26 protein-coding genes are annotated in these 26,799 nt (G+C 62.9%); 3 read left to right on the top strand and 23 right to left on the bottom strand.

Annotated elements, in window-relative coordinates:
* From ACREC7_RS09670 to ACREC7_RS09710, 9 genes are all read right to left on the bottom strand, one after another.
* A partial coding sequence (locus tag ACREC7_RS09670; protein ID WP_431555473.1) for a hypothetical protein occupies nt 1–1,273 on the bottom strand: 1,273 nt, incomplete at its 3' end.
* A 49-nt stretch (nt 1,274–1,322) separates the two neighbouring features.
* Complete coding sequence (locus ACREC7_RS09675) at nt 1,323–1,523, bottom strand: DUF2905 domain-containing protein (RefSeq protein ID WP_431555474.1); 201 nt, start codon at nt 1,521–1,523, stop codon at nt 1,323–1,325.
* Complete coding sequence (locus tag ACREC7_RS09680; protein ID WP_431555475.1) at nt 1,520–1,855, bottom strand: MerR family transcriptional regulator; 336 nt, start codon at nt 1,853–1,855, stop codon at nt 1,520–1,522. The genes ACREC7_RS09675 and ACREC7_RS09680 overlap by 4 nt, the downstream gene beginning before the upstream one ends.
* Complete coding sequence (locus ACREC7_RS09685; protein WP_431555476.1) at nt 1,855–2,784, bottom strand: DnaJ C-terminal domain-containing protein; 930 nt, start codon at nt 2,782–2,784, stop codon at nt 1,855–1,857. Before ACREC7_RS09685 ends, ACREC7_RS09680 begins: the two co-directional genes overlap by 1 nt.
* Before the next feature lie 200 nt (nt 2,785–2,984).
* Nucleotides 2,985–4,502, bottom strand: coding sequence for an exopolyphosphatase (gene ppx, locus ACREC7_RS09690; RefSeq protein WP_431555477.1), 1,518 nt, complete (start codon nt 4,500–4,502; stop codon nt 2,985–2,987).
* A gap of 22 nt (nt 4,503–4,524) precedes the next feature.
* Nucleotides 4,525–6,705, bottom strand: coding sequence for an RNA degradosome polyphosphate kinase (locus ACREC7_RS09695; RefSeq protein ID WP_431555478.1), 2,181 nt, complete (start codon nt 6,703–6,705; stop codon nt 4,525–4,527).
* Between the two features lie 113 nt (nt 6,706–6,818).
* Nucleotides 6,819–7,496: a hypothetical protein gene (locus ACREC7_RS09700; RefSeq protein ID WP_431555479.1), complete on the bottom strand. Its 678-nt coding sequence runs from the start codon at nt 7,494–7,496 to the stop codon at nt 6,819–6,821.
* Complete coding sequence (locus ACREC7_RS09705; protein WP_431555480.1) at nt 7,493–8,110, bottom strand: CDP-alcohol phosphatidyltransferase family protein; 618 nt, start codon at nt 8,108–8,110, stop codon at nt 7,493–7,495. Before ACREC7_RS09705 ends, ACREC7_RS09700 begins: the two co-directional genes overlap by 4 nt.
* Before the next feature lie 97 nt (nt 8,111–8,207).
* Nucleotides 8,208–9,323: a DUF2066 domain-containing protein gene (locus tag ACREC7_RS09710; RefSeq protein ID WP_431555481.1), complete on the bottom strand. Its 1,116-nt coding sequence runs from the start codon at nt 9,321–9,323 to the stop codon at nt 8,208–8,210.
* Nucleotides 9,324–9,517: 194 nt separating this feature from the next.
* Here ACREC7_RS09710 and purM point away from each other — a divergent pair, with 194 nt between their 5' ends.
* The 3 genes from purM to ACREC7_RS09725 all read left to right on the top strand — a co-directional run bounded on the left by purM (nt 9,518) and on the right by ACREC7_RS09725 (nt 12,862).
* Nucleotides 9,518–10,594 (top strand): phosphoribosylformylglycinamidine cyclo-ligase, encoded by a 1,077-nt coding sequence (gene purM, locus ACREC7_RS09715; RefSeq protein WP_431555482.1) that lies wholly within the window; start codon nt 9,518–9,520, stop codon nt 10,592–10,594.
* Nucleotides 10,591–11,241, top strand: a complete 651-nt coding sequence (gene purN, locus ACREC7_RS09720; protein WP_431555483.1) for a phosphoribosylglycinamide formyltransferase — start codon at nt 10,591–10,593, stop codon at nt 11,239–11,241. Before purM ends, purN begins: the two co-directional genes overlap by 4 nt.
* Before the next feature lie 256 nt (nt 11,242–11,497).
* Complete coding sequence (locus ACREC7_RS09725; RefSeq protein WP_431555484.1) at nt 11,498–12,862, top strand: cytochrome P450; 1,365 nt, start codon at nt 11,498–11,500, stop codon at nt 12,860–12,862.
* 3 nt (nt 12,863–12,865) lie between these two features.
* Here the strand turns inward: ACREC7_RS09725 and ACREC7_RS09730 are convergent, their stop codons facing one another.
* The 14 genes from ACREC7_RS09730 to guaA all read right to left on the bottom strand — a co-directional run.
* A complete protein-coding gene (locus tag ACREC7_RS09730) occupies nt 12,866–14,545 on the bottom strand; it encodes an FAD-dependent oxidoreductase (protein WP_431555485.1) in 1,680 nt (559 codons plus the stop codon).
* A 100-nt stretch (nt 14,546–14,645) separates the two neighbouring features.
* Entirely contained in the window at nt 14,646–16,091 is a 1,446-nt protein-coding gene (locus ACREC7_RS09735) for an adenosine deaminase family protein (protein WP_431555486.1), read from the bottom strand.
* A gap of 140 nt (nt 16,092–16,231) precedes the next feature.
* Nucleotides 16,232–16,378, bottom strand: a complete 147-nt coding sequence (locus tag ACREC7_RS09740) for a type II toxin-antitoxin system HicB family antitoxin (protein ID WP_431555487.1) — start codon at nt 16,376–16,378, stop codon at nt 16,232–16,234.
* A gap of 45 nt (nt 16,379–16,423) precedes the next feature.
* Nucleotides 16,424–16,846 (bottom strand): nucleoside-diphosphate kinase, encoded by a 423-nt coding sequence (gene ndk / locus ACREC7_RS09745; RefSeq protein ID WP_431555488.1) that lies wholly within the window; start codon nt 16,844–16,846, stop codon nt 16,424–16,426.
* A gap of 75 nt (nt 16,847–16,921) precedes the next feature.
* Nucleotides 16,922–17,383: a DNA polymerase III subunit chi gene (locus ACREC7_RS09750; protein WP_431555489.1), complete on the bottom strand. Its 462-nt coding sequence runs from the start codon at nt 17,381–17,383 to the stop codon at nt 16,922–16,924.
* A gap of 6 nt (nt 17,384–17,389) precedes the next feature.
* Nucleotides 17,390–18,751, bottom strand: coding sequence for a ribosome biogenesis GTPase Der (gene der / locus ACREC7_RS09755; RefSeq protein ID WP_431555490.1), 1,362 nt, complete (start codon nt 18,749–18,751; stop codon nt 17,390–17,392).
* Between the two features lie 48 nt (nt 18,752–18,799).
* Nucleotides 18,800–20,080 carry a PQQ-binding-like beta-propeller repeat protein gene (locus tag ACREC7_RS09760; RefSeq protein WP_431555491.1) on the bottom strand — a complete coding sequence of 427 codons (1,281 nt, stop codon included), beginning with the start codon at nt 20,078–20,080 and terminating at the stop codon, nt 18,800–18,802.
* A gap of 95 nt (nt 20,081–20,175) precedes the next feature.
* On the bottom strand, nt 20,176–20,856 hold the full coding sequence (locus tag ACREC7_RS09765) for a tetratricopeptide repeat protein (protein ID WP_431555492.1): 681 nt from the start codon (nt 20,854–20,856) through the stop codon (nt 20,176–20,178).
* Nucleotides 20,857–21,021: 165 nt separating this feature from the next.
* A complete protein-coding gene (gene panB / locus ACREC7_RS09770) occupies nt 21,022–21,882 on the bottom strand; it encodes a 3-methyl-2-oxobutanoate hydroxymethyltransferase (protein ID WP_431555493.1) in 861 nt (286 codons plus the stop codon).
* Nucleotides 21,883–22,075: 193 nt separating this feature from the next.
* Complete coding sequence (locus ACREC7_RS09775; protein WP_431555494.1) at nt 22,076–22,645, bottom strand: NnrU family protein; 570 nt, start codon at nt 22,643–22,645, stop codon at nt 22,076–22,078.
* A gap of 3 nt (nt 22,646–22,648) precedes the next feature.
* A complete protein-coding gene (locus ACREC7_RS09780) occupies nt 22,649–22,867 on the bottom strand; it encodes a type II toxin-antitoxin system HicB family antitoxin (RefSeq protein WP_431555495.1) in 219 nt (72 codons plus the stop codon).
* A 13-nt stretch (nt 22,868–22,880) separates the two neighbouring features.
* On the bottom strand, nt 22,881–23,420 hold the full coding sequence (locus ACREC7_RS09785) for an SRPBCC family protein (protein ID WP_431555496.1): 540 nt from the start codon (nt 23,418–23,420) through the stop codon (nt 22,881–22,883).
* 938 nt (nt 23,421–24,358) lie between these two features.
* Nucleotides 24,359–25,339 (bottom strand): hypothetical protein, encoded by a 981-nt coding sequence (locus tag ACREC7_RS09790; RefSeq protein ID WP_431555497.1) that lies wholly within the window; start codon nt 25,337–25,339, stop codon nt 24,359–24,361.
* Nucleotides 25,340–25,375: 36 nt separating this feature from the next.
* The coding region (gene guaA, locus ACREC7_RS09795; protein WP_431555498.1) for a glutamine-hydrolyzing GMP synthase at nt 25,376–26,799 on the bottom strand (1,424 nt) is incomplete at its 5' end.

Here is a 26,799-nt window from a genome sequence, read left to right on the forward strand (position 1 = left end):
TTAGGTCATCAAATTCGTCGACCATTTCATCTTCGGACTCATCTTCCTCTTTCGCAGCATTCTGTTTTGGCTCTGCGTAGTGCCAAGATTCCAGAGACACCTCGGGATAGGAAGCAACCGGATAGGAGTCTTCTTGAAAGCGGGCGTACAACGTATCCATTACCTCAAGATAGTCGGCAGAATTGCATAGCTTCTTGGGACCATGCCGGCCGATCGGCACGCCCAGCTTTTCGGTAATGTAGCTTCTTGAATTCTTATCCAGACTGAGAAACGACCACGGGCGTATCCAGTACAAACCCATCGTCAAGTTCCAAGCAACACGAGGACGGCCATTCGCATTGTCGAAGGCGTTCGCAAAAGCGGCTCGTTCTTCGTCGCCATCATTCTCAGACCAGACAAGGCTGGCCGCGAATACATCCCACAGCGCTTGGATGTGATCCGCCGAGCGTTCCGCTTCGTACGGAAAAAACCAAGACTTCATGTTGTTTAAGAGAGGGATGCCTTCAAAGGATGCAGGGATCGGCTCCTCCACACCGAGGAACTCTGCCAACTCCGATGCAATTGCCTTCCGATTGAAATCCTTGAGACCCCGGTTGAAAGTTCCAATAGTGGTGAATGGACAGATATCTCTCACAAAGCCAGTTGTTCCGTCAGCGTACTGATCCTCGGTTAGATAACCTAGACCCTCCATGCGCGAGGATGCTTTTCGAAGTGCCTCAACAAGGGGTGATCTGTTTTCGCGAAACGGGAGCAGCTTGTCGGCAACGTTTTCGTAGAAGCTAGTCCACTTAAAATCAATTCGATCTTGCCAATAGGGCGTGCTGCGAAACCGGTTGATGTCTTGGGGCTTGCCCTCAAAGGTGAAGGCTATCAAACCATCGGCCATCCATTCTCCAGGCCGCACCCGCCAGACGGTCGCCCTGTGTGTATAGAAATACCACTCGTGAACCGGATCGAGCTTTGTCCAATCGACCCTTACGTGTCTGCCGTCATTTAGGTTCTCAGTGACGGTTCCAATCGCTTTGATTGCCATAACTGAAATAGGTTGCTCCTTATTGTCGAATGGGAGCCCGCGCTTGCGTGTGTAAGTTGATTTGATCGCGATACGCTCACCCGGTCGCATTGATCGCACCAAATCCAAGTACTTGTTGTCATACCCGTTTACCCAAACCCCTTCGGCAAGAAATTGCGACGTCCGGTCGTCCTTGCCGCCATAGCTGGCGCCAACGAACCAATTCACGTCCGATGTTGCGAAGGTTTCCGCAGTGCTCATTAAGCGCCTCATACTGTTGGATTGGACAGACTTGGAGGAATTCTTGGCGTTACCTATTGAGCAACCAAAGAACAAGCGAGACCAGCAGGCTCGCGAGGATTGAGGTCGTGATCGGCAGGTAAAGCACGAAACCTCCACGGTCGACGATGATGTCGCCGGGGAGCCTGCCGAGACCGAAGCGCACGCTGGCAAAGGTCAAGAGACCGACGGCGGCGATAAAGCCGACCACCAGAAGCGCGTAGCGCGTCATGTGCGGGACTTCGGCTTGCGCTTGGTGATGCGCATCTTAACCGTGGCACGAACCTCTTCGGGCAACGCTTCGAGCGCATCGAGCATGGTTTTCAACTCGGCGCGCAAGCCATGGATCTGATCGATCAGATTGAGCAGGACCGGCACCTGCTCCTCATCGAAGCCAAGCTTGTCCTCGAGGTCGCGGATCAGCGCCGCGCGCGCCATGTCGGCTTCGGAGTAACCTTGCTCGGCCTTGGCGACAGGCCTGATCCAGCCTTGCCGCACCCAGACCCGCAGGCGCGTCACGGTAACGTGCTGCACGCGAGCCACGATGTCGCGCTCGGTCAACATCAGGTCTGCTCTCTATGCTTGCGCCGCGGATCGTAGCGGTGCTTGTCGCGCCATTCCTCGGCGAAGGCCTTCAAATCCTCATCGATCCTGTCCGGCATCACCACGGTGAGCTTGACCAACTCGTCACCGTGCTTTCCGTTCTTGCGCTTGATGCCGCGGCCCTTCAGCCGCAGCGTCTTGCCGGTATTGGTGCCGGGTGGAACCGTGGCTGAGACGGTGCCGGTGATGGTGGGTACCTCGACCTTGCCGCCGAGCACGGCCTCATCGAAAGTGATCGGCACCTCGACCACGATGTCGTCGCCCTCGCGCGCAAACACCGGGTGCGGCTTGACCAGGATCTCGACCAGCGCATCGCCGGCCTCGGCGCCGCCAAGGCCAGGCATGCCCTTGCCCTTGAGCCGCATCACCTGACCTGCCTCGACGCCGGCCGGAATGGTCACGTCGAGCGTGCCGCCATCGGGCAGCGTGATGCGTTTCTTGGCGCCGTTCACCGCCTCGAGGAAATCGATCTCGAGCCGGTATTGAGCGTCCTTCCCGCGCATGGCGAAGCGCTGACCGCCGGCGCGGGCTCCGGCCCCCCTGCCGAACAGGTCGCCGAACAGATCGGAGAAGCCGCCGAGATCCTCGTACCCCGCGGTCGAGCGGTAGCGCGCCCCGTCCTCGCCGCCGGCATATTCGCGATAGTAACGCTGCTGCGGACGCTCCTGCCCGCTTGCATCGATCTCGCCGAGGTCGTAACGCCGCCGCTTCTCGGCATCGCCGAGAATGTCGTAGGCGGCAGTCACCTGCTTGAATTTGTCCTCGGCCGCCTTGTCTCCCGGATTGAGGTCTGGATGCAGCTTCTTGGCGAGCTTGCGGTAGGCCTTGGCGATGTCCTCGGCCTTCGCGGTACGCGCCACGCCAAGAACTGAATAAAGATCGTCTGCCATTTATCGATCGAGGGTTGGAGCGCTACCGAGGCCGTGTTCAACATTCCGTTGTCATTGCCCGGCTCGACCGGGCAATCCAGTAAACCTTCGAGCACAGTGGTTACTGGATTCTCGCTTTCGCGGGAATGACTATCTAAGTTCGACTGTTCCCTGGACGCATAATGATTTGGGAAGTGCGGCCTCGTCCAGCAAATCGGAGTTCAGCTCGCCGCGAGCTGGAATGACGGGCCGACGCGGATTTCGGCATCCCGCTCGAGCAGGTCGGCCAGCACCTTGAACCTCCGGTCCACCCGCTCCCCTTCGAGGTTTGAATAGGGCTCAGGCAGGGTCCAGACCAGCCGGTTGCCCTCATAGCCTATCGGCGTGTTGGTGAGCACGCCCGGCATCGAGGCCGACACCATATGGGCGGCACGGAAGGCGGCGCCGAGAATGCGCGCGCGCTTCAGCATGTCCTTGTCGACCAGCTCGATCAGGCTTTGGCTCAGCTCGTCTTTGAGGGTGCCTTCATTGCGATAGTAGACCGTCAGCGCGAGGAATGCCCGGCCCGGGTGATCGACCCCGACGAAATTGCCGTGGGCCACGAGGTTCAAGCTCTGAATGCCCCGATAATCCGGATGAGCGTGCCAGCCGATGTCGGACAGGAGGCAGGCGGCATGGCGCAGCCTCCTCTGCTCCGGCGTCTCGGTCGGTCCCGGGGCGCGGAACAGCGCATCGGTCCAGAAGCAAAGCTCATACGCCGAATCGATGGAGCGTGAGCGGCGGCGGGCGAGGTCATCGCAAGCGGCAAGCAACGGGTCCTTCCGCCGCTCCTCCTCGCCCAGCATGGTGCACAAGAGCCCCTCGCGGATGCCGAACACCGAGATCACCACGGCGCGCGGCTTCACTTGCCTAAGCAGCCGTTCGAGCACCAGCGAGCCATAAGGGATCGTCTCGCGCCGCGCGCCGGAAATGTCGCGAATACCGGCGAGCGAGCTTGGCGATTGCTGGTCGAGCAGGCTGGCGAATTTAAGCGCTTCGGCGGCCTCGATCCGGTAATTGTGCATGACATTCAGCGGATAATTGGTCTGCGTCATGTGCAAGCGCGCGAGCGCTCGCCACGTCCCGCCGATGGCGTAAAAGTCGCGGTCCTTGCCCTTGTCCAGCCAATCGACCTTGGCGAGCTCGGCATCGACGATCTCTCGCGCCCTCCTCAAATTGCCGCCTGAGGCATCGATCAGCCGCAGACCGCCGAGTGGCAGGGTGGCAGCATCGCCAAGCTTGCCTTTGCGCACGTCGATCAGTTCGAGGCTGCCGCCGCCGAGGTCGCCGACGAAGCCGTCGGCATCGTGAATGCCGGCGATGACGCCCACGGCCGCGAGTTCGGCCTCTTTGGTGCCGCTCAGCACCCTGATCGGCACTTCGATGATACGCTCGGCCTGAGCGATGAACTCGGGGCCGTTCTTAGCTTCGCGCGCCGCCGCCGTGGCGATCGCCTCGACCCTGGTCACGCCCATTTGGTCGATCAGCGCACGAAAGCGGCGGAGCGCCCGCAACGCACGCGCCACAGCGTCGGCGCCAAGCCGCCCAGTGGTGGCCAACGAGCGGCCAAGGCCGCACAGCACCTTTTCGTTGAACAGCGGGGTGGGCGCCCGCGTCGCACCCTCATAGACCACGAGCCGCACCGAGTTCGAACCGATGTCGACCACGGCGACGGGGCTCAGCTCATTTCTGCGCGCCATGACGGGGGCTACTCGCCGCACTTCAACCAGATTCGACCAGGCGCGCGAACCGCGGCGGCATGTCCTCTTTGAGAGAGGTGCCGCGGCCTGAGAGACTCGGATTGGTCATGAAATAGTCTTGCGCGCTGAATGGCTCCTGCCCCTTGCCTAGCCGGATTCGCTCTGAACTTCCATCAGGCCTTACCCGCCAGCTCTGCACATTGTCCTTGAGGTTGGCCACCATGATCTGATCGAGGATCTGCTCGTGCACCGTCGGGTTCTTGATCGGGACCATGGCCTCCACACGCCGATCGAGGTTGCGCGGCATCATATCGGCAGAGCTGATATAGACAGTGGCGTTGCGGCTCGGCAAGCCGTGGCCGGCGCCGAAGCAAAAAATACGCGAATGCTCGAGGAAGCGCCCGACAATGCTCTTCACATGGATTGTCTCGGAGAGATGCGGCACGCCAGGACGCAGGCAGCAGATGCCGCGCACCACGAGATCGATCTCGACGCCCGCCTGGCTCGCCTCGTAGAGCGCGTCGATGATCTCGGCATCGACGAGCGAGTTCATTTTCATCCAGATCGCCGCCGGGCGACCGGCCTTGGCGTGATACATCTCCTCGCGGATATGGTCGAGGATGCGCGCCCTGATGCCGTGCGGGGAGACGGCCATGGCCTCAAGCTCGGCAGGCTCGGCATAGCCAGTGACGAAATTGAAGATACGCGACAAATCGTGGCCGACGGTGCGGTCGGCGGTGAAGAATGACAGGTCGGTGTAGATCTTGGCGGTGACCGGGTGGTAGTTGCCGGTGCCGACATGGCAGTAGGTGACGAGCTCGCCCCCCTCGCGCCGCACGATCAGGCTCAATTTGGCGTGGGTCTTGAGCTCGATAAAGCCGTACACCACCTGCACGCCCGCGCTTTCCAGGTCGCGCGCCCATTTGATGTTGGCTTCCTCGTCGAAGCGGGCCTTGAGCTCGACCACCGCGGTGACCGATTTTCCGGCCTCAACCGCGTCCTTCAGCGCCTCGATGATCGGCGAGGTCTTGCTCGTGCGGTAGAGCGTCCATTTGATGGCCACCACGTCGGGGTCGGCGGTCGCCTGCTTCAGGAATTGCAGCACCACGTCGAACGACTCATAGGGGTGATGAACGATGATGTCCTTCTCGCGGATGGCGCCGAAGCAGTCGCCGTTATGCTCGCGGATGCGCTCCGGAAAGCGGCTGATATAGGGCTGGAACTTGAGGTCGGGCCGGTCGGCGGCGATGAGCTGAGCGGTGTCGGTAACGCCGATGAGCCCCTTTTGCACGAAGCTCTCGCGTTCGGAGACTTTGAGCTCCTTCATCACGAACCGTTGGAGGCGCGCCGGCATCGAGGCCTCGATCTCGAGCCTGATCACCGAGCCGCGGCGCCGTCGCTTCAGCGCCGATTCGAACAGGCGCACGAGATCTTCGGCTTCTTCCTGCACCTCGATGTCACTGTCGCGCAGCACGCGGAACGCGCCCTGGCTTCTGACGCGGTACCCGGGAAACAGGCGTGACACGAAAATACCGACCACGGTTTCGAGCCTGATGAACCTGATCGCGCCTTCGCTCCCTCCGCCGGAAGGGAGCTGGATGAAGCGCGTGAGCTGCGAGGGGATCGGCATCAGAGCGTGCATGGTGCGCAACGACCCCTCGCGCACGAGCTCCAGCCCCAGCGTGAAGCCGAAATTGGGAATGAAAGGGAAGGGATGCGCGGGGTCGACGGCAATCGGCGTGAGCACAGGGAAGATTTGGCTGAGGAAATGGTCTTCGAGCCAGCTGCGCTCCGTGTCGGTCAGCTGGTCGGCCTGAAGCACATGGATGCGGGCCTCCGCGAGCAACCCCTCGAGCTTTACCCAGTTTTCCTGCTGCTCGTCGGTCAGCTCGGCAACGAAGCGGTTGATGCGGTCGAGCTGCTCGGCCGGCGTCAGACCGTCCTGGCTCGGCGTATCGATGCCGGCGACGACCTGGCCGCGCAAGCCGGCCACGCGCACCATGTAGAACTCATCGAGGTTCGACGCCGAGATGGACAGGAAACGCAAGCGCTCGAGCAGCGGATGGCGCTCGTTCACGGCTTCCTCGAGTACCCTGCGGTTGAATTGCAGCCAGGACAGTTCGCGGTTGAAAAACCGGCTCGGGCCGAATGCGGCAACACCAGCGCTGGCTTCGTCTGATTGCAGTTGTTCCGGTAAGATCATGAATAGCCTCGTGAATTTCGTATCTTCTGGTCGCCCGCCGGCGCCACGCCCAGGGATGTTACCTTGGCAACTGTATCACTTGCGTTACGGCCATGGCCAATTCGGCCGCCTCGCTACTCTGGCGAAACCTCCGTCCCCAACACCTCCGCCACGAGCTGGCGGCTGATCTTGCGCCCCGATCCGAGCGCCGCCCGGTCTATTGCCGCAACCACAGCCGCCGCCGCGGCAAGCGACCGCTCGATGCGGAGCGCGACAAAATCGAGCACTTTGGGGTCGACCGCGAGCTGACGGTCCGAGAAATGCTTGAGCATCACGGTTCTCAGGAGCGCATCGTCGGGGGCCCCGATACGCACCGCCGGCAATGCATTCAGCCGCGACCTGAGGTCCGGCAGCGCACAGTCGAAGCAGTTCGGCGTCTCGCGCGTCGAGAGCAGCACGAACAGCCGCTTCTCTCGGGCGAGGTTGAGGAGATGGAACAGCGCCTTCTCGTCATATCCCGCCCGATCGATATCTTCGACGATGAGGGCTGACACCTCTCCCATCGTATTGAGCAAGCCAATATCGAGGCCGCTTGGCGACACCACGTTCGCGCCCGAACGAGCCTGACAGACGCGGGCAAGGTGCGTCTTGCCGCTTGCCGCCGGTCCGATGAGGAGCTGGGCATTGTCCTGCCACGCGGGCCAGGAGTCGATCAGCCGGACGGCGCCCCGATTGCACTTGCTGACCAGGAAATCTTCCGCGCCGAGCGCCGTGCGATGCGGCAGGTCGAGACTGAGCTGCTTGACGGTCACGAAGCCCTGACCCGCGACTGATCCGGGCCTTTCAGCGGAACCGACTTGCCAGGGCGCGACGGTAGGGGAGCAGGCGCAGGCTCGTAGCTCGCCATGTGCTTTAGCCACCCGAGGAAATAGGCACCGGCGGAAAGGATGGTGAGCGCGCCTGTCACCGGAATGAGGACCGCCACCAGCTCCTCCAGGCCAAGCCCGAGGCCGAGCTCGGCAAGCACAAGCCCGGCCAGCACGATCTGAGCGAGGGTATTGGCCTTGCTTACGAGCAGAGGATGGATGGGGACCGGACGCGACAACACCCATGACAACAGGAATGCGCCGATGATGAGAATGTCGCGGCTGACCACCGCGATCACGAGCCAGGCAGGCAGATGATTGGAAAAGCCGAGCGTCACATAGATGCTCATCAGCAGCAGCTTATCGGCGATCGGGTCGAGATAAGAGCCAAGCTCAGTGCGCCATTGAAAGCGCTTGGCCAGGTAGCCGTCGGCGGCGTCGGACACGCCCGCGAGCAGGAACAGCACGAAAGCCGCGGTCATCTCGTGAGTAACGATCAGCCATATGACCAGAGGCACGAGCACGATGCGCGCCAAGGTCAGCGTGTTCGGAATATTCACCGGCGTTTCGCTCCTTGACCGGGCTTTTTAAAGTCTCGACTCAACCTATTGAAGCCCTAAGACTTAGCAGATTTATGACCCTCATCGAAGGTTTGGCTCAGCGGACACGGAGAACGAAATTCTCCTCTCCGTTCTCGAAGGAAAACCCGCTGTCGGCGAGGACTTTCTGCAAGCGGCCGAGGGAGCCTGCATAGTCGAAGGTGATGGAGGCGGTTCGGGCCGAAAGCGAGTTGACCTCGAGCCCCTGGAGGCCTGGAACCTGCGCCAGCCGCCCGCGGATCTGCTGCCATTCCTTGAGGCCGGCGAACTGCACGACCGCCGTCACCAGACGCCCGGGCTCTCCCTGCTGCGGGACCGGTTGGAGCGGCATTCCCTCCTCGTATCGCACCGGTGCCACTTGCTCCGGGGACGCCCTGGTCGCCTTCCAGCGGTTCTCCAGAACGGCATAGGCGAAGGCTGCGGCCTGCTGTGCCGCGGCCTTGGGCGGCGCGCCGCCAAATTTGTCGCTCCGTCCATAGTTGATGCGGCCGACACCGTCGGTGCCGGCAAGGCGGGTGATGAACTGGCCGCCATCGGCAGTCTGCCCGATAGCGATGACCAGGGAGGCGCTGCCATAGTCACCCTGCACCGCGGCAAAGGCGCTCGGGTCTCCGGCCAGCACCGCCCTGACCATCCCAACCTCAAGTCCAGGCCGCGGCTGCAGCACAGTGGCAGGGGTAAGCCCGTGGGTGAGGTCGAGATTGAGCCACGCCTGCCGCCAGACGTCGTTGGCCCCGCTCTTCACCTGGTTGCCTTCGATGACAAGCGGCAGGATGGAAATCGTCGGCGCCTGCTCTTCACTGGTTGGCAGGCCGAGGCTCGTGACCAGCTGCTTCACCGCCTGCTCGTTGAAGATGACATCCAGCGTCGCGATGTAACGCGTGGTGGAATATTGCTCCTTGCGAATGGAAATACTGTTGACCGCACCTTCGATCTGCTCCGGTTGAAGCTCAGGCAGCTTTGCATAGAAGCTGAAAGGAACGATCCGCCGCAGCACCGTATCGAGACCACGCTTCTCAGCTTCCGCCATCGCATTCGCCTTGGCGGCGACCGCATTCTTGGCGGTGACGTCGACGGCGATCTTGGAGACCGTGTAGGGCGTCTCCTCGGCCTGCGCCGCCCCGACGCAGAGCGCAAAGCAAGCGCCGAGCATCAATTGCTTTGGACCACTCATTCGCATTCCGAAGCCTATTCACCCTTCCTGCTTGGCCTGAGCCCCATCTCACCAGATGCCGAGGATGCGCGCAAATGTGACGGGCGCGGGGCCGGCGCGACCGGCCAATTGCCCCACTGGCCTTGACGGGCGCATGTCAGCCGCTTGATATGCCGGTGCGCTTGAACCCCGCATCTTGCTCGGAAGTGGCTAGGGTGCCGACAAAATCCAAGGACAAGGCTCCCCTCACCTACCGCGACGCCGGCGTCGACATCGACGCGGGCAACGCCCTGGTCAAGGCGATAGGCCCGCTTGCCGCCAAGACGGCCCGCGCGGGACTTCTGGGCGGAATTGGCGGGTTCGGCGGCCTGTTCGACCTCAAGCCTTGCGGCTTCAAGGATCCGCTGCTGGTCGCTGCGACCGACGGCGTCGGCACCAAGCTCAAGCTCGCCATCGAGACCGGCGCTCATGACGGGATCGGCATCGATCTCGTCGCCATGAACGTCAACGATCTCGTGGTGCAGGGCGCCGAGCCTCTGTTCTTTCTCGACTACTTTGCCTGCGGCAAGCTCGATGTCGGTGTGGCTGCCCGCGTCATTGCTGGCATCGCGAACGGCTGCCGTGATGCTGGATGCGCGCTTCTCGGCGGCGAAACGGCGGAGATGCCGGGCCTCTATGCAAAAGGCGATTACGATCTTGCCGGGTTTGCCGTGGGCGCTGTCGAGCGCGCCGAGCTCCTGCCGCGCACCAATCTCGAGGCCGGCGATGCGATCCTCGCGCTTCCCTCCGCCGGCGTCCATTCCAACGGCTTCTCGCTGGTGCGCCGCGTGGTGGAGCGGTCCGGCCTTGGCTGGTCGAGTCCGGCGCCGTTCGCGCCGGGAAAGACGCTCGGCGAAGCCCTGATCGCGCCGACCCGCATCTATGTGCGTTCCCTGCTCAAAGCCATACATGAGACGAAGGCGATCAAGGCGCTCGCTCATATCACCGGCGGAGGCCTGTCCGAGAACATCCCGCGCATGCTGCCCGCTTCACTCGCCGCCGAGATCAATCTCCGCTCGTTCGATCTGCCGCCGGTATTTCGTTGGCTGCAAACCGAAGCCGCGCTCGACGATGCCGAGATGCTCAGGACCTTCAACTGCGGCGTCGGCATGGTGGTCGTTGTCGCACGCACAAAGGCAGATGCGGTCGAGGCATCGTTGCGCGAAGCCGGTGAGAGCCCCTTTCATCTCGGCCGCCTCGACCTCCGCCAGGACCAAGACGGCATTCGCTTCATCGGCAGCCTCACGCCATGACCAGGAAGCGCGTCGGCGTTCTCATCTCCGGCCGCGGCTCGAACCTGCAGGCCCTGATCAATGCCTGCAAGAAACGCGACTATCCTGCCGAGATCGTACTGGTCATTTCCAATGTGCCGCAGGCGCCGGGATTGTTACGCGCGGAAGCAGCGCTCATCCCCACGCTCACCATCAACCACAAGGACTTTCCCACGCGCGAAGCCTTCGATGCCGCGCTCGATGCCGCGCTGAACGGCACCCAGGTCGAACTCCTGTGCAACGCAGGCTTCTTGCGGCTGCACACGCCTGGGTTTGTCGAACGTTGGCGCGACCGCCATCTCAATATTCATCCGTCGCTCTTGCCGGCCTTCAGAGGCCTCCATACCCATGAACGCGTCATGGCGGCAGGATGCAAGATCAGCGGCTGCACCGTGCATTTCGTCAGGCCTGAGATGGATGAAGGCCCGATTGTGGCGCAAGCCGCCGTGCCGGTGCTTGCCGGCGACACCGCTGAGACGCTGGCGGCTCGGGTCCTCGAAGCCGAGCATCACCTTTATCCTCATGCGCTTGCGCTCGTGGCTTCAGGCGCAGTCTTTGTTAAGGGCGAGCGTGTGTGTGATTCCAACAAGCAGGCGCAGATCCCGCTTTTTTCGCCCCCGCTCGCCTGAGCGCGCTTCGCCGCGCCGCCTTGATCGAAATCATTAACGGCGCCACCATCATGGTCTAGACGTGGCGGGTTGTCGCACGACAAGATGCACTCAGAATTTGGGCGCCAAAGATGGACAATGGCGCGCGCCGGATGCTAGAGACTGAACATAAACAGAGGCAATTGGCCGCTTCCCGCGGCCGGCCAATCCCGACTTTGAGCGGTTGTAAGCTGGCCGCAAGGCCGCCTGCCTCAATACTCATGGGACCAGGGGGAAAATGGCCGATATGAACGTCGCCTATTCTCCAGAACACGGACTCGGCGAAGAGCAGAGCATCTGGTTCAAGCTCACGCCGTTGCTCAACCAGGAGAACCCGATGCAGGTTCTCATGGCGCTGAGCGACAAATATGGGGGCGTCATCCCCATCAATCTGAAGAACCAGCGTGTCGTGCTCCTGAGCGAGCCGGCGCATGCCGAGCGCGTGCTCGTGTCGAACGCCGACAACTACACCAAATATTTCGACGGGCTGAGGCCGATCTTCGGCAAGAGCATGATCACCGTCGACGGCGCGCTTTGGCAGAAGATCCGCAGCCCGCAGCAGCCGGCCTTCCATCCGAACATGTTCGAGGTGTACTTCCCCTATCTGATGGACGCCATCCGCTCCAAGATGGCGCGCTGGAAAAAATTCTCCGAGACCGGCGAAACCGTCGAGATGGTCGAGGAAACCTGGACGCTCGCCGCCGACATGGTGTGCAAGGCGCTGTTCGACCGCGACATGCCGTTCAATCCGCATTTCGTGTTCAAGCAGGTGAAGACCTACACCGACGTGATGAACCACAAGTCGATCCGCCTCAAGAACGTGCGCGGCGAGCTTGAGGAGATCACCGAGGAGAACGCCGCCAAGGCCATGAAGGTGTGGGGCTCGATCCCCGATACGGTCATTGGCGCGGGCGTGCTCGAGCATCGCGAGAAGACGCTTCTGCGCATGCTGGAGAACGCCGAGTCCGATCCGAACTTTCCCGAATTCGATCGCCAGCAGGTGATCGACGAGATGAAGCAATATTTGTGGGCCGGCACCGAGACCACGGCGCTGACGCTCGCTTGGTCGCTCTATCTCTTGTCTATGCACCCGGCGGCGCTGGAGCGCATCCGCGAGGAAGCACGGCTCGTGTGCGGCGAGCGCGATCCCGAGTGGAACGAGGTGCAGCAGCTCTCTTACACGCGCATGGTGATCCAGGAGACCATGCGCCTGTTCCCGCCGATCTGGGCGCTGATCCGCATCGCCGCCGGCGACGACGAGATCGAGGGCCATAAGATCAAGGCCGGCGACAAGGTGGTGATCCTCACCTATATCGCCCATCACAGCCCGAAATATTGGGACGAGCCGGAGAAGTTCGATCCCGAGCGCTTCGCGCCGGAGCGGGCCAAGAAGCGGGTGAAGTACTCATACCTGCCCTTCGCCGCCGGCAAACGCGCTTGCATCGGCGGCGCACTGTCGCAGATCGAAAACACGCTGGCGCTGGTGCAGCTCTTGCGGAAATTCACGCCTGACTATGTCGGGCCGCAGCCTGCCAAGATCCACGCCACCGTGACGCTCTGCCCCAAAGGCGGCCTACCGTTCAAGATCCGCGCGCTGAGCTAGCTCTTAATCCGCGCCTAGCACGCTGTGGATCTGCGCCACGACGGCGGCGCCTTCGCCGACCGCTGCCGCAACACGCTTGGTCGAGCCGGCGCGCACGTCGCCGATGGCGAACACGCCGGGCCAGCTCGTTTCGAGCGGCAAAGGCGCCGGCGACCTTCCGGTCGCACCGTCCGTGATGCTCCCGCCAGTCTCCACGAAGCCCTTACCGTCGACAGCGACACAATCCTCAAGCCAGGCGGTATTAGGGTTGGCGCCGATAAATAGGAACACGTGGTGGAGCGGGCAGCGATGCGTTTCGCCGTCGTCCCGGTCGCGGAAGATCGCCGCGGTGAGCCGCTTTTGGGGCTCGCCTTCGAACCCAACGATCTCGGTCCGCTTGTGCAAGGTCACGTTCGGCAGCGCCTCGATGCGCTCGATGAGATAGCGCGACATGGAGTCCTCAAGCCCCTCTCCGCGAACCACGAGATGCAGATGCTTCACCTTTGGCGCAAGAAACACGACCGCCTGTCCCGCCGAGTTGCCGCCGCCGACGAGCGCCACCTCCTCGCCCTCGCATAGCTTCGCCTCGACATAGGTGGCCCAATAGGACACACCCGCCCCCTCGAAGTCGGCAAGGTTTGGAATGTCCGGGCGCCGGTAGCGCACGCCTGAAGCGATCACCACGGTCTTCGCCCGCACCGCTTCGCCATTGTTGAGTTCGAGCATAAGCGAGTGGCAGGATCGCGAGGCCTGACCGCCGCAATCGAGCTTCTTGACTTCCAACGGAATGGCCACCTCGGCACCGAATTTGAGAGCCTGATTGAAGGCGCGCGCGGTCAATTTCATGCCGTTGATGCCGGTGGGAAATCCGAAATAGTTCTCAATGCGCGCCGAGGCTCCCGCCTGTCCGCCGAAGGCGCGGGCGTCGAGCACGAGCACGGACAAGCCTTCCGAGGCGCCATACACTGCGGTGGCAAGTCCAGCCGGTCCGGCGCCGACCACGGCGACGTCATACAGCCTGTCGGTATCGAGCTCCGGCGTAATGCCGAGACATGCGCCAGCCTCGGCATCCGTCGGGCGACGCAACACTTGGCCGTTCGGGCAAAACATCACCGGCAGCTCCTCGGCGGACACGCCGGCGCCGTCGAGCAAAGCTTTGGCCTCGGAATCCTCAGCCGGATCCAACACCGTATAAGGATAACCGTTGCGACCGAGAAAGCCTTCGATCCTCGCAAGATCCGGACTGCCGGGCGTGCCGATCAGCGTCGAGCCGGCACGGCCTTCGTCGATTAGCCCCACGCGGCGGAGAATGAAGGCGCGCATCATGATCTCGCCGATTTCGGCCGAGCCGATCATCAGTGCGCGCACATGCACATCGTCGAACGGAATCGCGGTGGCGCCGTCGGGGCCAGCCCGGCCCATTGCGAGCGATGGGCGCCCCGCAAGCTGGCTCAGCTCGCCGGAGAATTGGCTCTGGTGGTGTGTGGTGATGGGCATTTCGCGGCCGCGACCGTCGCGGCCAATCGCATCGATGGAGCCCTTAAGCACGAGCCAGGACGGCGCATGCAGTTCGCCAACATTGAAAACTGTTTCACCCGGGGCGAAGTCGCGCGCCCGGCCGCTCGCGAAACGCTTCGCCGTCTCGACCTGGGCCGCATCGAGCACGGGGAACATCTGGTAGCCGCGAGTCTCGATCAGGCTCATCGCAACTCTCCTGTTTGAGCGGCCCCCTCCCCGCTTCTAGCACGCAATATATGGCAACGTGGCACCAAGGTTGCGGTCGAAGGCCGCAGATTGCCGTGATTTAGAAGCCCGCTTCGAAAGCGCCAAGCCTGCGTTCGAGTTCCCATTGCTGCTCAGCCTTTTCGCTCCCTTTGAGCAACGTCTCGCAGGCTGATGATGGCTTATCTGCGCCGCCGACGTCGCTTCCGCAGGCATCGACCAAGCGGGCAAAGTCAGGGCCGGCCCACAGGCTCACCCCTGGCAGAAAGCTGTACTCAAGGCTATTGCGCGCGAGTTGCTTGAGGTCGGCGTAGGACAGATCGTAGCTCTCGACCGCGCGGACATATTCATGGGTGAGGTCGATGCGCTCGATGCCTTCGTCGTCGGTCGAGAGCGCCACCGGCACGCCAAACTTGCGATAGATCGGAAAAGGATGGTTCCTGCCGCTGACGCCGAGCACGTCCTTGTTGCTGGTGAGGTTGATCTCGACCAGCACCTGCTTCGCCGCCATATCCTTGAGCTGAGCCTCCGGATCCTCCTCATACATGACGTCCACGCCATGGCCGATGCGGTCGGTGCGCGCAATCTCCACCGCCTGGCGCACATGACAGCAGAGGCCTTCCGGGGAAACGAGCCCAAGCGTCAACTCGCCAGCATGCATGCTGACATGGACCTTTGGATAAAGCCCGCGCGCAAATTGGAAAATTCGCATGTGGTCGGCATAGTCGGCCATCGCGGCGTAGTTGTCTTCGCTGCCGACGAGATTGATCCCCGCCACGCGTGGATCGACCGATGCCAGCTCGAAGCCGAAAAGCGCCTGGGCCAGCACGCTCTCTCTCGGCGTATTGCGGAAGACTTGATAGATGTAGCGCGCTTCGACCTGACAGGCGGGGGTCTCGTCCGGTGTCCCACAGTGCCCACGATCGCGCCTGAGCGCGTCGGCCTCGTCCAGGAAGGCGCGGGCGGCGGGAATGTCGCCCAACAAGCCCTTCGCCATAAGCTCGTCCTTGAGCGACTTCAGGTCCTCACGCCACGTCATGTCTCTGGTGATGGTGTTGAGCCGCCGCCAAGTTGGCGTGACCATCAGCTCGAGATATTGAATGTTCTGGCTTGCGGCGCGAGCGGCGACTTCATCGACCCATTCGCCAGTGTGGCGAGGATCGGTGCCGCCGAATTTGGTGAACGCGTCGAAGAAATGATCGTGAGCGGTGACGCCGGCCGATGGCACGAAGCCGCGCATGGAGAAGGAATCGACCAGATCGTTGTACAGGCGCTGGTTCTTGGGAAGCTCGGTCGCCGGAACTTGGTCCTCTTCGCACACCGGCTGAAGCTCCGCGCCGGCGACCACCGGCTGTGACTTCGCAAACGCCTTGGCGCCCTGATCCACGCAAAGCTCGTCGGCAATCGCATCGCGAATATGCGTCTCGGCATAGACGGCGCCGCTCAAATGGCTGTGCAGGTCGGCGCCTTTCGGCATGCGCTTGAGGAAGTCGCGAAGCGCGAGCGGCTCTGAGCGGATGCGTTCCAATGCCTGCGAGACACGCTCGGCAGGAAGAGCCTCATTCTCTGTTGTGGACTCCGCAGTGGCTGTTGACGCGGCAACGAGGAAAACCACCGCGCATGCCGCGCTGTTTGTGCTCACTGACAAAGCGCGGCGCGACAGTGCCTTCATATGGTGGCTGCGCCTATCGAGAGGCACCCCTTGATTGCCTCATGCAGATTGCGCAGAAGTTCGTCCTTGGTGTCGCCTTCCGTCGCGCAACCCGGAATCTCTGGCACCTCGGCCCAGAAGCCGCCTTCCTCCGCTTCGTGCACTATGACCTTAATCCTCATTCCCACCCCGACTAAAGAGCGCCAGAACTACCCCACGATCTCGACCTTCTTGAAGCAGAGGGCGATTTCCTTCTTCGCCGTTTCCGGGCTGTCGGAGCCATGCACCGAGTTCCTCTGATGGTTTACGCCGAAATCCTTGCGGATGGTGCCGGGCGCGGCATCGACGGGGTTGGTCGCGCCCATCGCCTCGCGGTTCTTGGCGATGGCATCCTCGCCTTCCAGCACCTGCACCACGATGGGACCGGAGGTCATGAAGGCAACGAGCGTCTTGTAGTAGTCCTGGCCCTTGTGCACCTCGTAGAATTTCCTGGCATCCTTCTTCTTCCACCAGATCCGCTTCTGTGCGATCACCCGCAAGCCCGCAGCTTCAAGCCGTGCGATGATCTGCCCGGTGAGATTGCGCTCGGTGGCGTCTGGCTTAATGATGGAAAGCGTACGCTCAATGGCCATGGTTGCGGAGTCCCTCAAGGCTTTGAATTGTTTTGAGGGCTTATAGCCGCGACCCATGACAGCGACAAGGCGCTGTCATGCTTTTTGCCGCCAGCGCCCTTCAGCATCCTGCTGCCAGTAGCTGACGCTGAAGCCTTGCGCCTTGGCGTTCTGCCACACCGCGCGGGCTTGGCTCGCCGCAGCTTCGTCGCGACCGTCGAACACGTAAACCACGCGGGCATATGGCGCGGCATCGTCGAGCTCCGCGCCATCGACCAGGAAGCGGACCTGCGCCCGGTTGGGATTGTCGCCGCCGGCAGTAAGGTAAATGGGATGGGCCTCGGCGTAACCGTCCCGCGCCGTGCCATGGGCAAGGAAGCTCTCCTCGCGATAGGTCCATAGTAGCGTGTCGAGCGCCTCGACCCGCTCCTCGCTCGCGGCTTGGACCGTGGCGCGCCACCCCCGCTCCAGCGAGCGCTCGAGCAGCGTCGGCAGGACCTCCTCCAGCGTCCGCCGCTCGAGATGATAGAAGTAAACTTCGGTACCGCCGTCGTTCATCCGTCCTCATCGTTCCTTGGCGTAGGGGTTTTCCCCCTTGCGCAGATGCAACCTGATCGGGACGCCGGGGAGGCCGAACGTCTCCCGCAGGGAATTGACCAGATAGCGCACATAGGAATCGGGGAGCGCCTTCGGACGCGAACAGAAAAGCACGAAGGTGGGAGGCCGCGCATTGCTCTCAGTGATGTATCTGAGCTTGATGCGCCGGCCGGAGACCGCGGGCGGCGAATGCGCTTCGACCGCCTCCCTCAGCCATTGGTTCAAGGCGTGCGTGGGAAGCCGCTTGTTCCATAGCTCGTCGGCCGCAAGTACCGCGCCCATCAACTTGTCGATCCCCTTTCCCGTGAGTGCCGAGACCGGAACGAAGGCCACGCCCTTGATCTGCGGGAGGAGGCGCTCGCAAGTCTCCCGCAACTCGGCAAGGCGCGCTTGCGGCGCTCGCACCAGGTCCCATTTGTTGACGGCAATGACGAGGGCCCTTCCTTCCTCAACGATGAGATCGGCGATCTGCAGGTCCTGCTTCTCGAAGGTTCGCTCGGCATCGAGCAACAGCACGACGACTTCCGCAAATCTGATGGCCCGAAGGGTGTCGCCGACGGAGAGCTCCTCCGCTGTTCCTTCCATCCGCATCTTGCGCCGCAAGCCTGCGGTATCGAACAGCCTGAGCGCCCTGCCCTGACGTTCGAGGTCGACGGCGATGGCGTCGCGCGTGATTCCGGCTTCGGGACCGGTGATCATGCGTTCCTCGCCGAGGATGGTGTTCACCAGCGTGGATTTGCCGACATTGGGACGTCCCACCACGGCGATGCGCAAGGGATGGACGACCGCCTCTTCCTCCTCGGCATGCCGCCTTTCGATCGCGGCGCCCTCGCTCCGATCCCGGGCGGCTTGTTGGATGGCGTCGCTCAAATCGCCGATGCCGAGGTCATGCTCGGCGGAGATCGGCAGCGGTTCGCCAAGCCCCAGCGAAAACGCTTCGTAGACACCCGGTTCCGCCGCGCGCCCCTCGCATTTGTTGGCGGCGACGATCACGGGCTTGCCCGATGCCCGCACCAATTCGGCGAAGATCTCGTCGGCGGCGACAATGCCAGCCCGCGCATCGATCAAGAAGACGATGAGGTCGGCCTGCTTGATGGCGGCCACGGTCTGCTCGCGCATGCGGGCGGTGAGACCCGCATGGCCGTGCTCGAGCCCTGCGGTGTCGATCAGCCTGACCGCGGTTGCTCCAAGCTCCGCATCAGCCTCGCGCCGGTCACGGGTCAAGCCCGGCTGATCGTCGACCAGCGCCAAGCGCTTGCCGGCGAGCCGGTTGAACAGCGTCGACTTGCCGACATTCGGCCGTCCGACGATGGCGATGGTGAGGGGCATGAGGTGGGACCGGAGCGTGAGACGAGCCTGACCGCTCCCGTGGCGATGCTAGTTGAGAGCGATCAGCGTGGCGTTGTCGGCCAGAATATACATGCGGCCGCCGGCCACAACCGGCGAGACGAAAACTTTGGTGCCGAGCGGGGTCGTGCTCGCGATCTGGCCACTTCGCGCGTCGACGGCCACGAGCGAGCCGTCCGTCGAGACCACCCAGAGCTTGCCGCCGGCCAGCACCGGCCCGTTCCAGCGTGCCGTGCCGGGAAGCTGGGTGATCCAGCGGACCTTGCCGTCGGTACGTGAAAGGGCCATCAGCTTGCCGTTCACGTCGACAACGAAGACCGCATCCCCGGCTGAATACGGCATCTGGGTGCTGGTTACGTTCCTGCTCCATAGCCGCTCGCCCGACGATTCCGACACCGCAATCATCTTGCCGCCGTGCCCGACCACGAACACGACGCCCCGATCGATCACCGGCCGCGCCGGATCGGCGAGAATACCGGCGGCGCTCGTCTCGCTGGTGCGCGCAAGCGACTCTCGCCACGCCGGCTCCCCGCTGCCAACGCCATAGGCGGTAATGTCCCCTGCCGGAAACGCCGCAACCACCAACCTCTGTCCCACCGCCGGGCTCACATTGGAAAGCAGCGTCGCCGGCTCGGGCACGCCGCGCGCGGTCCACAGCTCCTGGCCGTCAGTGCCGTCGAGGCAGTGCAACACGCTGTCGGTCGACACGAAATAAACCTTGCCGCCGGACGCCGTGGGCGATGAGCGCACCGGCTCGCCGACCTTCTGCGTCCACAGCACGGTGCCCTTCGCCGGGTCGATGCCGACGACGGTGCCATATCCCGTGGTGGCGTAGAGCCGTCCGCTGTCGAGCGCGAGACCGCCGCCGAAGCCTTCCGCCCGCTTCTCGTTCTTTGGCGTCACGCTCGTCGCCCAGGCTCGCGCCCCACCAGCCGCCGAGAAGGCCGATACCGTGCCGCCGGCATCAAGGGTGTACACCTTGCCGTCGGCGACGATCGGGATCGCGCTGAGGCGTCCGCTGGACGAAGATCCGGTGCCGATATCCACCCGCCATGCCCTGTTCAAACGGTCGCCGAGAGCAAGATGGCCGAGACTATTGGATGGACTGCCGCCGGGCTCCGCCCATGACGCGTTGGCCACTGGCGGCGGTAAAGCTATGGGCTTTCCCGCGGCAGCGGGATCGGGGGTCTCGAGGCTCTGATCGGTGATCACGGCGATGCGCTCGCCCGGCAGCCTTTCTTCCTTCTTCTTGAAGGGATTCTTGATGCTCGGCAGCGACGGCAGTCCAGCCGAACAGGCAGCGAGGCTCACGGCGAGCAACGCCGCAAGGCACATCCGCCAAAAATGGCTACCGCTTCCCCGTGTACGAATCGGGCCCACTTTTCGAGCCACCTTCGGTTTAAGCGCTACTTCGCCGTGGTGCTCAACGCCTCGGGCACGCCGACGATGAGCGCCAGCATCATATCGGCACGCTCGCGCAAATTTTGAGGCGTTCCCTGATCGGCGACGAGCGTGCTGAATTGTTTTTCGGCATCAGGCATCTTGTTCAACCTATAGGCGGAAAGCCCGAGCAGTTCCCGCGCCGAATACCGCCACGGGCTTTCCTGTTCGATCAGCCCTTTGAGGCGCCGCTCCATCTCCGCGTAGTCGGCGGTGTCAAGCCGCAGCGTGGCCGCCTGAATCGTGGCGAGCCCCTTCAGAATGTTGTCCGTGCCGGAATCCGCGGCGAGGGCATCGTAGTCCGCAACCGCCTTGTCGGTATTGCCGGCTTGCGCCTCCGCGGCTGCGAGCTGGAATCGCGCCAGCACGCGATAGCCGGCTGGCCCTTTCTCGGCCAAAGCGTCGAGAGCGTCGCGCGCCTTGGCCGCTTCGCCACCGTCGAGTTGCGTAACCGCCTGGCTAAACTCATTGCCGGCTTCTTGCGCCTTGCGCTCCTGCCAAAAGGTCCAAGCCTTGAAGCCGGCCACCCCGGCCACGATCGCCGCCATCACGATCAGGGCGTAGACGCCGTATCGGTCCCACAGCTCTTTGTAGCGGTCTTGGCGGACGGCCTCGTCCACCTCGCGAAAAAAATCACGGTCGCTCATTGGCGGCGAACTCTTTTGTGGTGACGACTAGGGACAGGTTCTGGAAGCAGATGCCGGCCAGCTCCTCCCCCCTCCGCCGTATAGTGAAGGCGTGGTGCTCGCGCAAGGCACTACCACCGTGTGCGCCAGCCGTTAGGCATAGGCAACACCGATGCGCTTGACGGGCTAACTGCCTGTCATTTTGGGCTTTTTCGTGACTGGCGCCGGCTCGTCGCACATCGGATAGGTGTAGGCATCCGAGGGGAACACGCGCCCGCGAACCTCGTTCGCGTAAGCTTTCACCGCGGCCTCGATGGCCTCGCCGATCTGCGCGTATTCTTTGACGAATTTCGGAACGCGCGGGCTCAAGCCCAGCATGTCCTCAAGCACAAGGATCTGTCCGTCGCATTCGGCGCTAGCCCCGATGCCGATGGTGGGAATGGAGATCTGCTTGGTGATCCGCGCGGCGAGCAGCTCGGCGAGCGCCTCAAGCACGACGGCGAAGGCGCCGGCTTCGGCGACCGCGCGGCCGTCTTCCTCGAACGCCGCCCATTCCGAGCGGAACCGTCCGCGCGGCCTGAAGCTGCCGATCGTGTTCACGGACTGCGGCGTCATGCCGATATGGCTCATCACCGGGATGCCGCGATCGGTGAGATAGCGGATGGTCTCGGCCATATGAGCGCCGCCCTCGATCTTGATGGCGCCGCAGCCGGTTTCCTTCATCACCCGCGCGGCATTGCGGAAGGCTTCCGATGGGCTCTCCTCGTATGAGCCGAACGGCATGTCCACGACCACGAGCGAGCGGGAGGAGCCGCGCACCACGGCCTGCGCATGCATGATCATCAACTCGAGCGGCACGGGCACCGTGGTTTCGTAGCCGTGCATCACCATGCCGAGCGAATCGCCCACGAGCAGCATGTCGACATAGGGGTCGATGATGCGCGCGGTGTGCGCATGATAGGCGGTGAGCGCCACGATCGGCGCCCCGCCTTTGCGGTTGGCAATGTCCGGCGCGGTCACCCGCTTGAAGCTGAATTCACCCGACACGTTCCGAGCTCCCAGGAAAACCAAGCCAAGGGCTTTCACGTCTTATGCCAGATATAGGGGGATTTTTGCAGTGCAAAAGAGTGCGGCGTGTCCCCTCCCTTGGTCTATCTAAGGCAGGCCCTCCGGCCCTTTTCTCCCTGCATTCGCCTTGACCACAAATCGCCGTAACCCAGCGTCTTTGTTGGGTTTTCCATCAAGGCAGTGGCGACGTCCCGATCAGCAGCGGGTGCAGCCAGAGGAGAAACGCGACGTAGAGCAGCAGTCCCCCCACCACGCTGATCGCGTCGTTGCGCGCCGGCCCGGTTTCCGCAACCGTGACGAGGCCGGTCGCCGGGCGGCGCTTCAGCGCGATGCGGTCGAAGACAGAGTAAGCGAGGAACGAGCCGAACAGGATGATCGAGGCAAGATCGCCATTGGCGATGAGATGGGCAAGTGCCCAGGTGCTGATCGCATCCACGAAGGGATGCTTCACCTTCGCCTTGATCTGACCAGGCACATAGGCGGCGATGAGCAGGACGAAAACCGGCAGCATCAGCACCATGGCCACGTAGCGCGTCCAATCGGGCGGCGACCAGACCTGAACGAACGGCGCTTTGGCGAAACCCCAGATCAACAGCACCAGGCCGAGGGTCGAGACGACCGAGAACAGCAGCCGGTAGCCGTTCTGGCCGAGCTGTCCGATCAGCCGCTCGCGCACGTCCGGGAAGCTTGGCACCAGATGGATGCCGAGCATGACAATGATGCCGATGATGAGCAGGGTCATGGATTATTCGGCGGCTTCGACCCTTGGCTGGTAGCGGGGCTCGGGGATCGGGAAGTTATTCGCCCTGGCTGCTTCAAGCCATCCCTCCATAGCCACACGTAGTTCAGCCACGGCCTCTTCGGGCGTCGCACCGTGGGCCGCGCAGGGCTTCAGATCGGGAGCCTCCGCAATCCAGAGTGCATCCTCGTCGGACCAATAAACAATGATCGCGTAGTGATCCATTCCTTGGCCTAAATTACGTCTTGCTCGCGCCCTCCACCACCGATTTCATGTTGCCGAGCCCCTTGTCCATGATGTCTGACATCATCTTCTTGCCGTTCATCACCAGGCACATTGCCTTGGCAAGGAAATTATGATGGCCGGACATGCTCCAGGTCACCGCGGTCTGATCGCCCTCAGGCTTGAAGGCAAACTCCGTGGTGCTCGAGCCTTCCATCGGCTTCACGATGTCGACATTGATCTTCACGAGCTCATTTGGGCGGCTCTCGGCGAGCGTCATCTTCCCCTCGCCCACCTGGTTGTTACCCGCCCAGGTCATGATCGTGCCGGTGCCTGACGGCGGACCTTCGAACGCGATCTTGGCATTGGGATCGAGCTTGGCCCAGGGCGACCACGCCTCCCATTTGTGGAAGTCGTTGACCTGATCGAACACCGTCGCCGGCGGCGCCGCCATGGTCGCGGTCCGCTCCACATGGAATTCGGACGGCTGCAGTGCGACGACGATGACGAAGATGGCGATGAGCGCGAGAAGCGCAATCAGGATTTTCTTCAACATGGCATCTCCTCCAGATTTTTGTGACCCGGCGCCAGAATCGGACGCGCCTGCGTCATTGTTGTGACGGCTGCGTCATCCCAGCGAAAGGCGGGAATCCCGCGGCCATCGATTGGCCTCCGCTCGCAATCCGTCATTGCCGGGCTTGACCCGGCAATCCATTCCGTTGGGGCTCGCTGGGCGGTAACGGCATGGACGCCCGGATCAAGTCCGGGCGTGACGAATCTGGTCAAGGCGCGGCTCCTTATTACCGCGACGCAATTGCGCCCGGGGTTTTTTCAATCTTCCCCCGAAGGGGGCGGCGCGCCGAAAAGCGCAAACCTATGGCATCCGTATCCGTTGCCGGACACGGCGGGCGCCTCTCGGCGCGCCACACGCGCGTTAGCGCATGCTATTTGCGGGCGATTTATCGGCGCCGGGCCGCGCTTTCGCTTGGGTGTTACCCTCTCGGGTAACCGCAGCGCGCTCAACAGGCTCAGCGGCCCCGAGCACGACTCCATTGCGCTCAAGTAGCCCAGAGGGCGGTAGCGCAATAGACAAGTCGTCAGCCAGCTCCTGGCAGGGCCTCTTATTGGACCCGGGCGGAGCCCCGGCGCCGCCCGGGTGCCGATCTGCGAAACCGGCCCGCGGGCGCCGCGCCTCGTCCCGCCTCTACGCACGCCTCGCGATGACGCCCCTTCAGTGGACAAGGTAGGACGACTGTAGGCGCTATTTAGCGAGCGGGGATAACATGGGGATGGCCCACGCCACGCTTCCCCTCTCCCCTTGTGGGAGAGGGCTTCCCGCCCGATGTGCGAAGCACGTCGAACGGCGGGAAGGGCGAGGGGTATACTATTTTCTCTATCGCGGCAAAAACCGCTGACCCCTCACCGCGCCGCAAACGGCGCGTGCTCTCCCGCAAGGGGAGATCGGGGAGTTTGCCGAATTGCTACGGCAGATTTTCACTGCCCCTTGCAGATCGGCGTCGGCCGCGGCGGCGGTGACGGATGATCCTTCTTGTATTGAACGAGGATCGGCTCGAGGGTTTCTTTCGGCCAAAATTTCGGGATGCGGATTTGGCTCAAGCAGGAGGCGTTCCAATACAGGCCAGCACGTGACGGCGATCGGCCGGCCTTCACCGCTTGCGCGACGGCGTCAATGTCGCGCGATTCAGGATAAATGTAGAGCGTCGTCGGCTCCTTCATCAGCGGGATGATTCTCTCGGCGTCCGACGGCGTCCAACTGGTGCAGCCGTTGCTGCGGCCGCCGGCGTAGTTCACCAGGTTGCCATAGGGCACGTAACCGTCTTTGTTGGCGTACGGGCTGTCCGGATTTTTACGCAGACAGACCCCACGCAACAACACCGCCGGATGCCCGCCGATAGCGCGGGGTCTCGCATTCGCAGTGTCGCCCTCGCCGTCGAACTGCACGAACGATCGGCTGAAAGCCACGGACTTTCCAGCTGAGCCGCGATAATAGCCCTTGAAGCGCGTGATCGTTTCGTCCGTGACATAAGGACCGCCGGTGGTCAGCTTGGAATCCATCGCATTGCTGAAGTTTTTGGCGCACTGAATTCCGTTTGCGAAATTTGCGCCGGGCACATTGCGGCCGCTGCCGTGACCCGATGGAACCGCGCGAAATGTCTGATCGGCCTCGCAGATCACGTAGAACCGGCGCGCAAACCCGCCGGGGCGCGTCGCGTCCATCGCGAAGTAGCAGGGATTCTTGACCGCGCCCTCGCTTAGCTTTTGCCGGTAGAGAGCGCGCGCCCGCTGCAAAACCACCTGTGAGATTTGACCGTCGCCGTCGCCGACATGGGCCTTGAGCCATGCCGGGATGGCCGGCGGTTGCTCCGCGGCAAAAGATCGAGGCAAACCGGACGAGGCGGCGACGATGAGGCTGATTAGGCCGACGATAGTGAACAGGAGAGACGTGAACCGCACGGATCAATTCTCCAGTCGATTATCCCCGAGGCACCCTCACTCCCACTCGATGGTGCCCGGCGGCTTTGAGGTGATGTCGTAGACCACGCGGTTGATGCCGCGCACCTCGTTGATGATGCGCCGCGCCGCGTGGCCGAGAAAGTCGTGGGAGAAATCGTAATAGTCCGCGGTCATGCCGTCGGTCGAGGTGACGGCGCGAAGCGCGCACGCATAGTCGTAGGTGCGGGCATCGCCCATCACGCCGACGGTGCGCACCGGAAGCAGTACGGCGAAGGCCTGCCAGATCGTATCGTAAAGACCGGCCTTCCGGATTTCGTCGAGATAGATGGCGTCGGCGCGGCGCAGAATGGCGAGCTTCTCTTGCGTCACCTCGCCGGGGACGCGGATGGCAAGACCGGGACCCGGGAAGGGATGGCGATTGACGAAGGCGGGAGGCAGGCCGAGCTCGCGGCCGAGCGCCCTCACCTCGTCCTTGAACAGCTCGCGCAGAGGCTCGATCAGCTTGAGCCGCATGCGCTCAGGCAGGCCGCCGACATTGTGGTGGGACTTGATGGTTGCCGACGGTCCGCCCGAGAACGACACGCTCTCGATGACGTCGGGATAGAGCGTGCCTTGGGCGAGGAAATCGACGTGGCCGAGCCTGTCGGCCTCCTCCTCGAACAATTCGACGAACAGACGGCCGATGGTCTTGCGCTTGTCCTCGGGATCGGTGACGCTGGCAAGCGCGGCAAGGAAGCGCGTGCCGGCATCCACCGCGATCAGCGGGATGTTGTAGTGGCCGCGGAACAGATCGACCACCTCGCGCGCCTCGTTCTCGCGCAGCAGTCCATGGTCCACAAAGATGCAGGTGAGCTGATCGCCGATCGCCTCATGGATCAAGAGCGCCGCGACGGCGGAATCGACGCCGCCCGAGAGCCCGCAGATTACGCGGCCGTCCTTGACCTGCGCTCTTACGCGCGCGACCTCAGTGGCGCGGAACTGGGCCATGGACCAATCGCCAGCGCATCCTGCTATTGATCGAACGAAGTTGGCGATGAGCCTCGCCCCGTCAGGCGTGTGCACCACTTCTGGATGGAACTGCACGCCATAGAGCTTGCGGGCATCGTCGGCGATAGCGGCGAACGGCGCGCCGTTCGACACGGCGACGGCGCGGAAGCCCGGCGGCAGCTTGGTCACGCGGTCGCCGTGGCTCATCCACACTGGCGGCCGTTCGCCGGGCCGCCACACATCATGGAACAGTGGGGTATCGCCGGTGATCTCTAGCTCGGCGCGGCCGAATTCGCGCGTGTGGCCGCCTTCCACCTGGCCGCCAAGGGCAGCCACCATCGCCTGCTCGCCGTAGCAAATGCCAAGGATGGGGACGCCTGAATTGGCGATGGCGGCCGGCAGCTGCGGCGTGCCGGTCTCGTGCACGGATGCAGGTCCGCCGGAGAGGATGATGGCCTTGGGCGGGACAGGCT

It is taken from the genome of Methyloceanibacter sp. (assembly GCF_050728395.1).
Lineage (GTDB): Bacteria > Pseudomonadota > Alphaproteobacteria > Rhizobiales > Methyloligellaceae > Methyloceanibacter.